Here is a 13,709-nt window from a genome sequence, read left to right as displayed (position 1 = left end):
AGAATAGCAGAATGGTCGAGCCTGGTTTAAAGCATCGTCACCACCTGCTGTCGTCCAATGCGCTGCCAGGGCAAACCTTGGATCAGTGCCTGTAACTGTTCCGGGCTGAGGGCCACGGTTTCACCTTGGTGAACTTGAGCCCAGTGAAATTTGCCCTGTTCCAGCCGCCGGGCACACAGCCAGATGCCCAATCCATCATGTACCAGCACTTTCATGCGATGGCCACGTTTATTACAGAACAGGTAAGCACAATGCGGTTTGATGTAGCCAAAGGCTCTCACCACCTGAGCCATGGTCGTATCCATACCTGCACGCATGTCCATGGGCTGAGTAGACAACCAGATTTCATCAATGCGGATCATGTTGCAAGTGCCTTGAGTAATTCTGCCAAGGCAGGTATTTCTGATGTCTGCCATTTTAGCTGAATATCATTATTCGTATGAGGCACGGTGATACACAACGTGATCCTCTCATCAATAGGTTGGCTGATTGCAGCAGTGTAAGGCAAAGCAATAAATGCTGGATTCACATGAGTAGGATCCTGCACGGCACCCTCATGATGGCTGAAGATCCTGATCCAACGACTGACAAGGTTGGCATTAATACTATGTTGCAGTGCGACCGAAGCGATCGAGGTATTAGGATTTTTGCAGGCATTGACAATACTGAGTTTGAATTCTTTGCTGTATTTTCGGCGTTTTTTAGCAACAGGAGGTGTTGCTGAATATATATCCATGTTCATGGATTAAGTCCCCACTTGTTTTTAGGTGGGAACTAAATTAAGGCTTATAGGATCGCTTGGTAAGGCTGTGTTAGCCGGATGCTTACGTAGCTATCAAATAAAATCTAGTGGACTGATTGTTCCCAGTTTATTTACTGCAAGGACATGGGTATAAATCATTGTTGTTTTTACGCTACTATGTCCTAAAAGTTGTTGCACTGTCCGAATGTCTTGCCCTGCTTGTAATAGATGTGTAGCAAAACTATGGCGTAAGGTGTGTAAAGTTGCTGGTTTGGAGATATTTGCTTTAAGAACTGCTGTTTTGAAATTTCGTTGCAAGGTTTGTTCATGTTGATGGTGTCTTCGCACGATTTTACTTCTAGGATCGGTGGATTCATGTGAAGCTGGAAAAAGCCAAAACCAAGCAAATTGTGTTGCAGCATAAGGATATTTCTTGGCAAGTGCATCAGGAAGATAAATTCCATTTTTTCCAAGATTTCGGTCTTGATCAAAAAAAAGTTTTGCGTGCTGGATTTGATTTTGTAATAGCGTGCTGATTTTTTGTGGAAGTATGGTGATTCTGTCTTTGTCTCCTTTGGCAGCTCGGACTGTAATTTGATTTAAACCAAAATCAATATCTTTAATCCGTAATTGATACATCTCGAGTAAACGCATTCCTGTGCCATAAAGTAACTGGCATTTAAATAAATCTTCAGGGTTTAAGTGGCTAAAAATGGCATTTAATTCTTCTTTGGAAAGTACTACGGGAAGTCTTGGCGTGATTTTTGGTCTTTCCAAGTCATCTATATGTGGCAATTCAATATTGAGTACGTCTTTATACAAAAAAATTAAAGCACTTAAAGCTTGTTTATGTGTAGATTTACTAACGCCGTTTTTATTGACTAAATATGCCAGATAACTTTTTATATGTTGTTCATTTAATTGTATGGGATGTTGCTTGTTATGAAATAAAACATAACGCTTAATTCATTGTGCATAAGTTCTTTCAGTCGAAAGACTCAAGTGTCTATAACGTGCAATATAAGCTACTTTATCAAGTAGCTTCAATGATTTAATTTGTGAATGAATATCCATAATAAGACACTTGACGTGATTATTTTGTGTCCGTATTATATTTTGAAAAACTAAACCTTAATAGAGTATACAGAAAATTATGCATCAATTTTTTAGAAAGTTATATGGCAATTTGCCGTATAACTATAGTTAGAGCCCACATGCTGAATACTCGCGACCTGAAGGGATTGGCCTGTGGCTTGGCGGATACCTTCATAAGCCGCAACAACGATATCCAAGGCTACTGGGGAATCGGCATGCTCCACCTGGAGTTGAAGAATCGCGGAGAAACGCACGTAGAGCTAAACCTTCTTTCAGAACAAGGCGTGCCAAATGGAGTTGCCTCAGATGCTGCCGCATCTCGCTACTCCACCTATTTGGCAAATCGCCTAGCTGGCCGCCCACTAGCCTCCGCACTCATCACAGTGGAGTTTGGCTCGTTTGGAGGCTACCCGGAACCGCAATTTAGCTCGTCCGGCCACCCATTCGTGTGCATCGTTCGCTTAGTTTCAGCCACCGGAAAAGAGTACAGTTGCGCAAGAACTGGCCGTAGCTGGCCACACTCATCTAGAGAGATACGGAGCTCGCGTAGTGGGCTCTAACAATTCATTCAAGCCGACGCCGCTTCGCGGCGCGGCTTAATTCAGGCGTTATGCCTCCTACGGAGAAATATGAGCAATATCATCGTTCGCCAAGCCGTTCTTTCTGACCTTGAGGCTCTTGTACCACTCCTTGATGGCTATCGTCAGTTCTATGGTCGCCCTAGCGACATTTCCGCCGCGCGCGAGTTTTTGCTCGCCCGCTTCAATCACGGCGAGTCGGTCTTATTCATTGCACATGAAGGCAATACACCTGTTGGTTTCACCCAGCTCTATCCCAGTTTTTCGTCGGTATCGCTTGCTCGTGTGTTCGTGCTCAACGATCTTTTCGTGCATGAGCAAGCTCGCAGGAAAGGCGTTGCCTCAAAATTGATGTCCGCTGCTACTGATTTTGCAAAATCATTGGGGGCTGTTCGTGTCTCGTTATCAACAGCAACGAACAATGAGACAGCCCAGTCCCTTTATCAATCTGCGGGCTGGAGGCGTGATGAACAATTCTTTGTCTATCACATTGCCATTCCGGCATAACCCGGCGCTCAACCGGACCTGCGCAGAAAGCCGCGCAGTCCGGTTAGCTCTACGTTAGGCATAGGAATGAACTCCTCCCAGATTTCAGAGAAACTCACAGCAGAGGGATGCAGCCCGGAAAACTTCGTGGTGAATGGCCATGGGAGCGACGTTTACAGCCTCCGAGAGAGTGGCGGCACCTGGTCCGTTTTCTATACAGAGCGTGGGGTAGATGAACCACCAATCTTTAGTTCACGCTCTGAAGAAGAAGCATGTCAGTTCTTCTATGACTTCATCATGAGAATGGAGCACTGGCATATAGTTGGATTCTACAAAGAGAAGGCTGCCGCAGAAGCTATGGAGTCTCGGCTGGCGTCCGTTGGCATCAAAGCGATCAGGAACGACATACCTGCGTACCATACTCGCAACGACACCAGATATCGGGTCTTTGTCGTTGGAAAGGACATATTTAAGTTTAAGCAGGCATTTGGCGAGCCACAGGTTGCCTATGCCTAACAATTCGCTGCAGGCGCGACGGCCCTGACGGGCCGCGGCCTGAGCTCAAACGTTATGTGTCATCAGAGTCAGAGTCATAAGGGCATAAATTAGGGGCGCTGGAAAGTTGATTGAATTTTACATATCTCAAATGGCAGCTTCTATTCTGGAAGAGAATGTTAAAATTTCTCCGCTGCTAAAGTCTCAAACGAGAACTGCACCTGTGAAGGCTGATATCTGGCGACTGCGTTGCGAGAAAGAAGAACTGATTGAAATCAATAATGTGCTTAGTGACGCGTTAGAAAAAAATAGCCAATTAAATTCAGGGGTTAAGGCCATGGTCATTGAGGAGCTTGCTGAAATATGCAGAAAGCACACATAACAAGTTGCTCAACCACCGCTACGCCTTCGGCTCCGCTGGACAGCCAAAGCGGCGCTCCTTTTGTGCATTCGCTATGCTCATTATTGCACAAAAGCATCACCACTTTGTCTGCCGGTTAGCAAGGCGTTAAATTTCAATCAGCATCGATAGCTTGTCATGAATATTCAGGGGATTGACTGTAAACTATACTTTTAAAAGTTCTTATATAGAGATTTGATTTTATGGCTGGAAAATCACCAAAAGGCCCTGGCTATATATACATTCTTGTCAATAGCACAAATCCGAATGAAATTAAGATAGGACTCTCGGTAGATCCTGTTAGAAGAGTACAGCAATTACACTCATCTGGCACGGCAATGCCTATGTACTTTCAATATGTTTGGTATGTGCCAAATATGAAGTTGGCAGAGGAAGCAGCTCATGAAGTCATGAGAGGGCACCGGGTAAATCCTAGGCGTGAATTTTTCCATTTAGTTCCAGCGAATGCTGCGTTAGACCTAGAAACGCCTCATCAACATTTTGGCGGGCATGATTTGGCTGACGTATATCTACATACAATCCGCGAGTTGATTGAGGATGGTTGGGAGTATCTAAATATCAACTACGCGAGAATTACAAGTCTTTCTTAGATTGAAAATTTGGATTTACTGATAGTCATGAATTCTTATGGCTATAGAAATTTAACAAGTCGTTCAAGCCGACCGAGCTATGCACGGCGGCTTAACTCCAGCGTTAGACGACCGCGGATACCTCATGCCTGCATCCAAGAAGAAAAGCTCTACGGAAGTGCTTTCGCTGCGCATAGTCGTAGTGGAGCCTCCGCCAAATATCCTGTGGGCACTTCAACTCGGTCGCGATGAACTCGTGAAGCCAACTTCCACAACTAAGGATCGCATCACCTTCGACTTCGCAATTGAGGTGGTAGAAGACTCTGCCGCCGGCATTCGCCTGAGAGGGTCGGCAGTTCAGGGTTGCCCTGGAGAGCGGTTCGTCTACTTGTGCATTGGCACCTATGTCGGTCAGGTCGGCACCGATGTAGCTCGGCGCGCCAAGATTGGGCTCGAAGGCATCATCGCAAGCTGATAGCCGCCGCGAAGGCGAAGCGCGCTGGGGTTCTAGAGGTGCAATTTGCAGGCACTGATTCAAAGGGCGGCGCAGCCTGCGCGACAGTGCCACTGCTGGCGGGAGGTTGGCATGTCGCCTAGGCGGTCGTCTAACAACCCGTTGCAGCGGTCGGGTAATGCTCCCACAAATTAACCGAGTTTAAAAGTAGAAAATCGATTAACCTTTATCCAAGGAGATTTTCTATGAAAACATCAAAATATTCAGACAGTGTAATCATGAGTATTTTAAAACAAGCAGAAGCTGGCACACCTGTACCCAATCTTTGCCGTGAACACGGTATGAGTACAGCAACATTTTACAAATGGAAGTCAAAATACAGTGGTATGGACTTATCACTGATGACTCGCCTTAAAGAGCTTGAAGCGGAAAATGCACGTTTAAAACGAATGTATGCTGATGAGCGACTTAAATCTGATGTCTTGCAAGATGCCTTATCAAAAAAGTTTTAAGGCCAAGACAACGTAAATCACTTGCTCAACAAGCAACTGAAAATCAGCAGATTGCCGAATGGGTGATTCAACTGACCAATACCCATAAAACATGGGGCTTTAAGCTGTGTTTTCTGTATTTGCGCAACGTAAAAAAATACAAATGGAACCATAAACGAGTTGATCGCATTTACAAGGAGCTTGAACTCAACTTAAGAATCAAACCAAACAAACGAATTAACCGTGAAGTGCCTGAAAAGCTTGCTACACCGACATCTAAGAATGAATCATGGGCGATGGACTTTATCGATGATTATAATCGTGAGTCTTTGGCAATGGTCGTGGATTTTTCACTACCAGCACAACGTGTGCTTAGGGATTTAGATCAATTAATAAGGGGGGTATTACCGCGGCGCCTGTGCGCCATTTCATTATTTTTATATAAAAAAGAGCCTCATAATGAAGGCTCTTTTTAGATCAAAATGCTTATTCAGATTTTGGTTTCAACCCTTGAGTTAAACCATTGATATCGCCACCTTGAAGACCTAATTCATTCATTAAGCTATCAATAAGTGGAGCTTGTGAACGATAGCGTAGGGCACTATTCACCACCTGATCAGATAATGAAGCTGTTGTGCCGTGTTCTGCATTATCACCTGACACAGCAGAACCACCAGCAAAACCATTTAAACCATTAACCTGTAAAATCTTGATATCATCAATATTTTCCATTGGTTTAACACTTTCACGAATAATATCTGGTAAATGTTTGAGTAATGCTAAGCGCACTTGCATTTCCACTTGCTCAGCAGAAAGGGTATTGGCTGCTTCATTCACCGCACGAGCACCTTCGGCATCAACTTGATACTGTTTCTCTAAAGCTTGAGCAAGCAATATTTTAGCATCTGCTTCACCTTTCGCTTTTAAGCGGATCTTTTCAGCATCTGCTTCAGCAGCAATACGTACAGCTTCAGCTTCATCTGCCGCAGCCTTTTTACCCGCATCGGCTGCTACCGTAATCGCAATTGCATCTTTTTCTGCGGTTTGTTTTGCTGCAACCAACTCGACGGCTTTTTGACGTTCCGCGCGCTGGGTTTCACGTACAGTCACTACTTCTTCTTCAGCTTTTACTGCTTCAGCACGTGCTTTGTCTGCTTGCGCTTTTGCTTCAGATTCAGCACGTGACTTTTCTGCAATCGCGATTGCTCGATCTTGTTCCGCAAGCTCAATGGTTTTCTTTTGCTCAACCTGTGCCTTTTCAATCAATTGTGATTTTTGAATATTTTCATTCTCGACATCACGGGCAGCAGCAATTCTTTTCAAATCAACTTCACGTTCTGCAGCAATACGAGCTTCTTCAGCTTCACGTTTTTTACCAGCTTCTTGTGACGCGATCTCAGCCAGTTGTTCAGCTCTACGAATCGAAATCTCACGTTCTTGTTGCAGTTTTGCGTATTCTTCTTCGCGAGAAATTTCTAATCTTCTACGTTCAGCTTCTAAGTCTTTCGCACGAATGGCAAGATCAGTATCTTGTTCGATGTCATTACGCTTCTTACGACGATCTTCGATGGTTTCTGTAAGTTTGGTTAAACCCTCAGCATCGAAAGCATTTTGTGGGTTGAAAAATTTAAAACTTGTTTGATCTAGACCTGTTAATGATACGGTTTCAAGCTCTAAACCGTTTTTAGATAGGTCTTCAGAAACCACTTGTTGGACTTTTTGCACAAAATCGACACGTTTTTCGTGTAACTCTTCCATTGCCATTTCAGCCGCAACAGCACGAAGTGAATCGACAAATTTCCCCTCAACCAAATCTTTTAGCTCAGGAGGAGACATAGTTTTTCGACCTAATGTTTGCGCTGCAGTCGCAATCGATTCAGCAATAGGCTTAACACGAACATAGAACTCAGCCATCACATCAACACGCATACGATCACGGGTAATAAGTGCTTGATCTGCAGCACGTTTCACTTCTAGGCGTAAGGTATTCATATTTACTGGAATAATTTCGTGTAAAACAGGAAGTACAATTGCACCGCCATTTAAAATCACTTTTTCTCCGCCCCAACCTGTACGAACAAAAGAGACTTCTTTGCTAGAGCGTGTATATAATCGAGCAATCACCACCCCAATAAAGATCAGTACAGCGAAAATAATACCGGTAATAATTAAAATTTCAGTCAATGCTGAAGTAAGCATTTAAAAACCCTCTATGTAAACACTTTAATAAAGATTATGTAGCAATGGCTTGAAAGCCGATTTTGGTTTTTTGCGTTAAAATAACGTCTTGGCCTTGATAAAAGATAGTATCAAGTTCTGGTTCGACTAAGACATAATGTGTCTGACCAAATTGATCTTTGACTTTGGCTTGAGCAGGGGAATTAGGCTTTGCATCACCTAAAACAATATGTGCTGTGAGGCCAATTAAATCATCACTATGAATGGCTGTAGTTTCATCTTTAGGAATAATTCTTGCGATGAATTTTGCACTAAATCGAACGATTGGCATACACAAAAATAAGCTGGCTGGTGCAATTAACCATGCTGAAAAATAATGTTCAGTCAGGTGGTAGAAAATATCTTGAATGATTAAGCCTGTTAATCCATAAGCCGCTAAGAAAATAATCAGCCAAATGAGTAATGGAACTTTGCCTAAATAGAGCCATTCAAGAAATTGAATAAACACATTGTTTGAGTGTTCAAGCGAAACATCTGCTTGATTTACATCGGATAAACTGTCTGGTAAAAATTGCTCGAAAAAACTAGAGCTACCGCCGAGCAAGAGTAGGAAAATTTCAAGAACACCAATAAATAAACATAGCAGTAGTGCAATAGTAAAAATAAAATTTGAAGGGTGTGTTAGGAGATCTAAAATCATCGAAATTACTCTTATTTCTTTTTGAAATATTTAATAGATTTTTATATAAATAAAACAGTTATAAGATAAATCTAAGTCAGCCTAATTTCAACTGATATTAATCACAATATTATAAGCAAAAAAAAACGCAATGATTGGGGTGATCATTGCGTTGAACAACGAATCTGCATAAAACAGTTTCGGTTGAAAAGGAGAAATGTCATGAGATTAGTGTTTGCTAATCTACATCGCTATAATATTTAAAACTTTGATCTAGTTCATGCATATTCGTGTTAATAGATGTTAATAGATGTTAATAAGTGACAAAAATTGTTAGTTTTTAATTTTTTATTGAAGTTCTTAAATTAGACTTAAATCAATTATTTGCAATAAAAAAGCCCAAAAAATGGGCTTTCTCGATATATTTTAGACTAAATCAAAACTTGAATAATCCTAGTCCAGATTTAACTTCATCTAAAGTTTGCTGAGTGATATCACGACATTTTTCCGTACCTTGCTTAAGAATATCCATGATGTAATCTGGATCTTTTTCAAGTTCAGCACGACGTTCACGAATTGGCGCGATCAATTCTTGTAAAATACCTTCTAAGCGTTTTTTCACTGCTCCATCGCCTAAACCACCACGACGATAGTGTGCTTTTAATTCTTCAACTTCTTCTTTATTTGGATCAAAAGCATCAAGGTAGGTAAATACAATATTACCTTCTACTTGACCTGGATCTTCAATACGTAAATGATTCGGATCCGTATACATTGCATTTACAGCTTTCTTAATGTCTTTATCAGAAGCATTTAATACAATGGTATTACCCAATGATTTTGACATTTTCGCTTTGCCATCAAAACCTGGTAAACGAGCCATGTTTGACAGGAGCGCTTTACACTCAGGTAATAAGTCATGACCAATTTGACGATTAATACGGCGTACGACCTCATTGGTTTGTTCAATCATTGGCAGTTGATCTTCACCAACTGGAACAACAGTTGCCTTAAATGCAGTAATGTCTGCAGCCTGTGCGATTGGGTAACACAAGAAACCTGCTGGGATATCTCGTTCGAAATTACGTAATTGGATTTCAGCTTTTACAGTTGGATTGCGCTCTAAACGTGCCACTGTGACATAGTTAAGATAGATCATGGTCAGCTCATTGAGCGCTGGCAAGCATGATTGTACACAAATAGTGGTTTTGGTTGGGTCGATCCCAACTGCTAAATAGTCTAGGGCGACTTGCAAAATATTATTGCGAACCTTGTCTGGATTGTCGGCATTATCTGTAAGCGCTTGAGCATCAGCCAATAGAAGGTGTTGGTGATGACTGTCTTGTAAACCTACACGAGAGCGCAATGAACCGACAAAATGTCCGAGGTGAAGTTGGCCAGTAGGGCGGTCGCCTGTCAAAATAATTGGGCGATGATCAGCATTACTCATGTTATGTTCCAAGATTTAGTGATTTCATCAATATAAGATTGGCATTATTGTACGGGAAATAAAAAATTTTCGTCAGCGATTGCTTTAACTTTTTTTCTCAAAAATATTCTTGTGAATCATTAAAGCAATTCTACAATACGATAGATAAATACAAATTAGGACAAGAATATGGCAAGTGGTTTGTTAATGTTGCTCGATGACATTGCTACTGTATTAGATGATGTGGCAGTAATGAGTAAAATGGCAGCGAAAAAAACGGCAGGTGTGTTAGGCGATGATTTAGCTTTGAATGCGCAGCAAGTCAGTGGTGTACGTTCGGAGCGAGAGTTGCCCGTAGTTTGGAGTGTTGCCAAAGGATCATTTGTTAATAAATTAATTCTCGTTCCATTAGCACTTTTGATCAGTGTTATTGCACCTTGGTTAATTAACCCTTTACTCATGGTGGGTGGTTTATTCCTTTGTTATGAAGGTGTCGAAAAAGTTGTGCATTTGCTGCATCATAAAAAAGCTCAAACACCTGAAGCAGCAGCTGAAAATCTGAAAGAAATAGAGGTGGATTTAGTTAAGTTTGAAAAAGAAAAAATAAAAGGGGCAATACGTACAGACTTTATTTTATCCGCTGAAATTGTGGTGATTTCGTTAGGTACTGTTGCAACAGCGGCATTTATGACTAAAGTTACAGTATTAAGCCTGATTGCTCTTGTTATGACGGTTGGCGTGTATGGCTTAGTTGCAATGATCGTTAAAATTGATGATCTTGGTTTATATTTGACTCAACAAACTTCCGAATTAAAAAATAAAATTGGTCGTGGTTTGCTTGGTTTTGCTCCCATTCTGATGAAAACACTTTCAATAGTTGGGACGGTTGCGATGTTTTTGGTTGGTGGCGGTATTATCACGCATACAATACCACTATTACATCATTTTACTGAAGAAACAGTTGATCATTTGGAGCTTATACCGAGTTTTGGTTCGATTATAGGGGCTTTAACACCAACCTTAATTAATCTAGGTGTGGGTTTGCTTGCCGGAGCTATTGTATTGATCATTATAAACCTTATTCAAAAATTACGTTCAAAAGCATAAGCCTGAAGTCTAAGCCGTCATCATTATAAATTGTGAGGTCGTTATGCGTTGGAAAGGTCGTCGTGTTAGTACCAATCTTGAGGATCGTCGTGGTGGCGGAGCAAAGGCAGGTGGCATTAGTATATTGGGATTAATTGTGGCTTTCGTTGCATGGAAGTTTTTTTGGGTTGATCCTCAACAAGCTTATCAAGCAACTCAAGCTGTAACGAATTCACAATCTTCTCAACAGACTTCAGCACCACAAAATTTAACTGCGGATCAGAAAGAGGCGAGTGATTTTGTTGGAACTATACTCGCAGATACAGAAGATACGTGGGCACCTATTTTTCAGCAACTTGGAATGACGTATCAGCCACCACGACTGGTGCTATTTAGTGGTGGGGTGAGATCTGGCTGTGGAACTGCTCAAGCTGCAATGGGACCATTTTATTGCCCAGCAGAGGCTTTGTTGCACAAAGGTTTGAAAGACAATGCTACTCTAATTGAGCTAAATTCAAGTGACAACTTGGGTATGAGGTCGGCCTAATTCTGTAAATTTATTTAAAATGGCTATACGGGCATGTACCTCGTTGACTTGGCTTTGAAAGTTCCTGGCACTGAGTTTATCGCCTAATAATTTGATGCAATGCATCTTGGTTTCAACCAGACTTCGCTGATGGTAGCCCGACCATTTTTTCCATAGTGTCCTGCCTAAACGTTTAACAGTGCGAAGTAATTCATTTCGCTCTAGCGAATGAGCTTTTTTATCTTTCCAAGGCTTGGCATTTTTTCTAGGTGGAATCACTGCGTGTGCTTGCCGATCTGCAATAACTTGACGGCATTGTTTTGTGTCATAAGCCCCGTCTGTATAGACTGAATCAATCTGCTCATCCAATGGGATTTGATTAAGTAAATCTCCAAGAACTTGTGAATCACTGATATTATTTGTTGTGAGCTGCACAGCTCGTATTTGCAAGGTTTTAGCATCTATACCAATATGCAGTTTACGCCATTGCCGATGATATTCAGGCTGATGTTTCTTACGCTTCCATTCGCCTTCACCTAAAAATTTTAAGCCAGTTGAGTCTACCAATAGATGTAGTCCTTCACGACTTTTCTGATAGCTTATCACAATATCAATATGCTTTTGTCGTCTACAGAGGGTAGAGTAATCTGGTGCTGTCCAATTCAAACCACAGAGTTTAATCAGGCTTTGAGCAAAGCCAGTGACCATACGTAAAGAAAGACGGAATAGAGATTTGATCATTAAACAGCATTGAATCGCTGTATCGGAATAAGTTTGATTTCGTCCATGCTTGCCTTGTGGCTGTGCATACCATTGGGTCTTGGGATCAAACCAGATTGAAATATTTCCTCGCTTGATTAAAGCTTGGTTATACGAGGACCAATTAGTTGTACGGTAGATTTTAGGGGCAGGTTTCTTCATTTGGAAATTATATTGCTGAAGAAGCCTTCAAGAATAGCTTTGTGCAACAAAGCCGTTTAGGATTACCAGCTGTGATGAATGCTTTTTATTATAATCCGAATGAAGCAACAAATGGACTAAAAGGTTTGTATCAGCGTATATGCAAAAAAATGAATCGAAGAGGTTTTAAATATATTGTTGGTGAAGATAGTTTAGGGCGTGAAACAATAACGATTTATAATCCTGAGGTTTTATTAGATCAGAAAATGGATGATGGCGTAGCAACAATGCATCATCCAAACAAGAGAGAAGAGGTAAGGCGTTTAGAAAACCCAGATAATTTTTAATGGATTTTGTTTTTTATTTAACAAGTGGTCAAAAAAATATTATTGACCGCTTGTTAAAAATAAGGATGAAAAAATCACTTGAATGTTAAATTATTAAATAAAATTTAAAACACTTTTAATATGGATTGATGCATAAATGTAACTAAAAATAAACCCTTAAATAAAAAAATATTAAAAAATAAATGCTTGGAAATACATAATTATTTTGTTTTGTCATGCATTAATTGAATTTTCTGTGGGCTATTTAACATTTATCTCAATTGGTTTAGAGTAGAGTTGATAACTGTACCTAATCAAAAACAGAAATAATACGCGAAAGATTATCACTTGAATCAATAAGTAGTTGAAAACTAACGAATTATAATAGAGGAACAAGGTCATGTCTGAAATACAAATAATTTCCAAGGAAAGCCATAAAACGCTTTTAAATACCACGGATAGCACTACAGCATTATCCGCTTCTCAACCAGCCGTTGTGCTCATAAAAGTGCCTATTGAGGATGTCGCACAAGTTAAAAGAGATGGAACTAATGCGGTTGTTTTTCTAAAAAATGGAGAGCAAATTGTCATTCAGAACTTCTTTGCGAATGATAATAACCAAAACCTCGATAATAGTTTAGTTTTCCAAGGACAGGACGGAAAGCTGATCTGGGCAAGATTTAAAGATTCTGAAAGTGATTCAGATGCGGACGCTGATTCAGATGCTGATGCCGATGCAGACATTGAACCTGATATGGAAGCAGCTGTTTATTTAGAAGAAACTCCTGTTGCAATCCCTCCTGTAGTTCAGGCACCTGTTTCGGATGCCATTTTCCAACCTATTGATTCTATAACACCATTATTATATCACGATGGTGGCATAAGCCCTTGGTTATGGGGTGTTCCACTCGTAGCGGGTGGAATTATTGCTGCTGCGAGTGGCGGTGGTAGTAAAAACCGTAATGATGAGAGTGACTCGGATGCTGACGCCGATGCAGATGCGGATGCCGACGCGGATGCTGACGCCGACGCCGACGCGGATGCCGATGCTGATGCCGATGCGGATGCGGATGCCGATGCCGACGCGGATGCCGATGCGGATGCCGATGCGGATGCGGATGCCGACGCGGATGCCGATGCTGATGCTGATGCTGATGCGGATGCCGATGCCGATGCCGATGCGGATGCGGATGCGGATGCGGATGCGGATGCCGATGCTGATGCAGATGCGGATGCTGATGCTGATGCTGATGC

Annotated in this window: 15 protein-coding genes and 3 pseudogenes; 11 read left to right on the top strand and 7 right to left on the bottom strand. The window is 41.5% G+C overall.

Going from position 1 to position 13,709, the window contains the following annotated elements:
- Nucleotides 1-26: 26 nt before the first annotated feature.
- From tnpB to F927_RS06810, 3 genes are all read right to left on the bottom strand, one after another.
- Nucleotides 27-362: an IS66 family insertion sequence element accessory protein TnpB gene (gene tnpB, locus F927_RS06820; RefSeq protein ID WP_000618091.1), complete on the bottom strand. Its 336-nt coding sequence runs from the start codon at nt 360-362 to the stop codon at nt 27-29.
- On the bottom strand, nt 359-742 hold the full coding sequence (locus F927_RS06815; protein WP_001055585.1) for a transposase: 384 nt from the start codon (nt 740-742) through the stop codon (nt 359-361). Before F927_RS06815 ends, tnpB begins: the two co-directional genes overlap by 4 nt.
- Nucleotides 743-835: 93 nt before the next feature.
- Nucleotides 836-1,708, bottom strand: a complete 873-nt coding sequence (locus tag F927_RS06810; RefSeq protein ID WP_228127565.1) for an integron integrase — start codon at nt 1,706-1,708, stop codon at nt 836-838.
- A 758-nt stretch (nt 1,709-2,466) separates the two neighbouring features.
- Here F927_RS06810 and F927_RS06805 point away from each other — a divergent pair.
- From F927_RS06805 to F927_RS16815, 7 genes and pseudogenes are all read left to right on the top strand, one after another.
- The gene (locus F927_RS06805; RefSeq protein WP_005082988.1) at nt 2,467-2,922 is read left to right on the top strand and encodes a GNAT family N-acetyltransferase; all 456 of its coding nucleotides are present in this window, start codon (nt 2,467-2,469) and stop codon (nt 2,920-2,922) included.
- A 66-nt stretch (nt 2,923-2,988) separates the two neighbouring features.
- Nucleotides 2,989-3,417 carry an SPOR domain-containing protein gene (locus tag F927_RS06800; protein WP_005082987.1) on the top strand — a complete coding sequence of 143 codons (429 nt, stop codon included), beginning with the start codon at nt 2,989-2,991 and terminating at the stop codon, nt 3,415-3,417.
- A gap of 130 nt (nt 3,418-3,547) precedes the next feature.
- On the top strand, nt 3,548-3,778 hold the full coding sequence (locus F927_RS06795) for a hypothetical protein (RefSeq protein ID WP_017394512.1): 231 nt from the start codon (nt 3,548-3,550) through the stop codon (nt 3,776-3,778).
- 221 nt (nt 3,779-3,999) lie between these two features.
- Nucleotides 4,000-4,407 carry a GIY-YIG nuclease family protein gene (locus tag F927_RS06790; protein WP_005082982.1) on the top strand — a complete coding sequence of 136 codons (408 nt, stop codon included), beginning with the start codon at nt 4,000-4,002 and terminating at the stop codon, nt 4,405-4,407.
- 124 nt (nt 4,408-4,531) lie between these two features.
- Nucleotides 4,532-4,861: a DUF5990 family protein gene (locus F927_RS06785; protein ID WP_265586661.1), complete on the top strand. Its 330-nt coding sequence runs from the start codon at nt 4,532-4,534 to the stop codon at nt 4,859-4,861.
- Nucleotides 4,777-4,983, top strand: a complete 207-nt coding sequence (locus F927_RS17440) for a DUF5990 family protein (protein WP_219342429.1) — start codon at nt 4,777-4,779, stop codon at nt 4,981-4,983. Before F927_RS06785 ends, F927_RS17440 begins: the two co-directional genes overlap by 85 nt.
- A gap of 102 nt (nt 4,984-5,085) precedes the next feature.
- Nucleotides 5,086-5,726: pseudogene (locus F927_RS16815) on the top strand (transposase); the annotation flags it as partial.
- Between the two features lie 91 nt (nt 5,727-5,817).
- On the opposite strand, the gene F927_RS06770 reads toward F927_RS16815, so the two are convergent.
- The 3 genes from F927_RS06770 to trpS form a co-directional block, all read right to left on the bottom strand.
- Complete coding sequence (locus F927_RS06770) at nt 5,818-7,530, bottom strand: flotillin family protein (protein WP_005082975.1); 1,713 nt, start codon at nt 7,528-7,530, stop codon at nt 5,818-5,820.
- A gap of 34 nt (nt 7,531-7,564) precedes the next feature.
- Complete coding sequence (locus tag F927_RS06765; protein WP_004640325.1) at nt 7,565-8,209, bottom strand: YqiJ family protein; 645 nt, start codon at nt 8,207-8,209, stop codon at nt 7,565-7,567.
- A 415-nt stretch (nt 8,210-8,624) separates the two neighbouring features.
- Nucleotides 8,625-9,638, bottom strand: a complete 1,014-nt coding sequence (gene trpS, locus F927_RS06760; RefSeq protein ID WP_004640323.1) for a tryptophan--tRNA ligase — start codon at nt 9,636-9,638, stop codon at nt 8,625-8,627.
- Nucleotides 9,639-9,806: 168 nt separating this feature from the next.
- Between trpS and F927_RS06755 the strand changes: the two genes are divergently transcribed.
- Together F927_RS06755 and F927_RS06750 are read left to right on the top strand one after the other, a co-directional pair.
- Complete coding sequence (locus F927_RS06755; protein ID WP_004640320.1) at nt 9,807-10,724, top strand: DUF808 domain-containing protein; 918 nt, start codon at nt 9,807-9,809, stop codon at nt 10,722-10,724.
- A gap of 43 nt (nt 10,725-10,767) precedes the next feature.
- A pseudogene (locus F927_RS06750) lies at nt 10,768-11,166 on the top strand (neutral zinc metallopeptidase); the annotation flags it as partial.
- Nucleotides 11,167-11,217: 51 nt separating this feature from the next.
- Here the strand turns inward: F927_RS06750 and F927_RS06745 are convergent.
- On the bottom strand, nt 11,218-12,150 hold the full coding sequence (locus F927_RS06745) for an IS5 family transposase (RefSeq protein WP_005081931.1): 933 nt from the start codon (nt 12,148-12,150) through the stop codon (nt 11,218-11,220).
- A gap of 56 nt (nt 12,151-12,206) precedes the next feature.
- Between F927_RS06745 and F927_RS06740 the strand changes: the two are divergent.
- Both F927_RS06740 and F927_RS06735 read left to right on the top strand, forming a co-directional pair.
- Nucleotides 12,207-12,476 (top strand): annotated as a pseudogene (locus F927_RS06740) (cation:proton antiporter); the annotation flags it as partial.
- 379 nt (nt 12,477-12,855) lie between these two features.
- Nucleotides 12,856-13,709: BapA/Bap/LapF family prefix-like domain-containing protein (locus F927_RS06735; RefSeq protein ID WP_005082968.1), on the top strand; the 854-nt coding region annotated here is incomplete at its 3' end.

Origin of the sequence: Acinetobacter haemolyticus CIP 64.3 = MTCC 9819, from assembly GCF_000369065.1 — a bacterium.
GTDB classification, from domain to species: Bacteria; Pseudomonadota; Gammaproteobacteria; order Pseudomonadales; family Moraxellaceae; genus Acinetobacter; species Acinetobacter haemolyticus.
The sequence above is the reverse complement of the archived record's forward strand: the minus strand, read 5'-3'. Positions and strand labels throughout refer to the sequence as shown.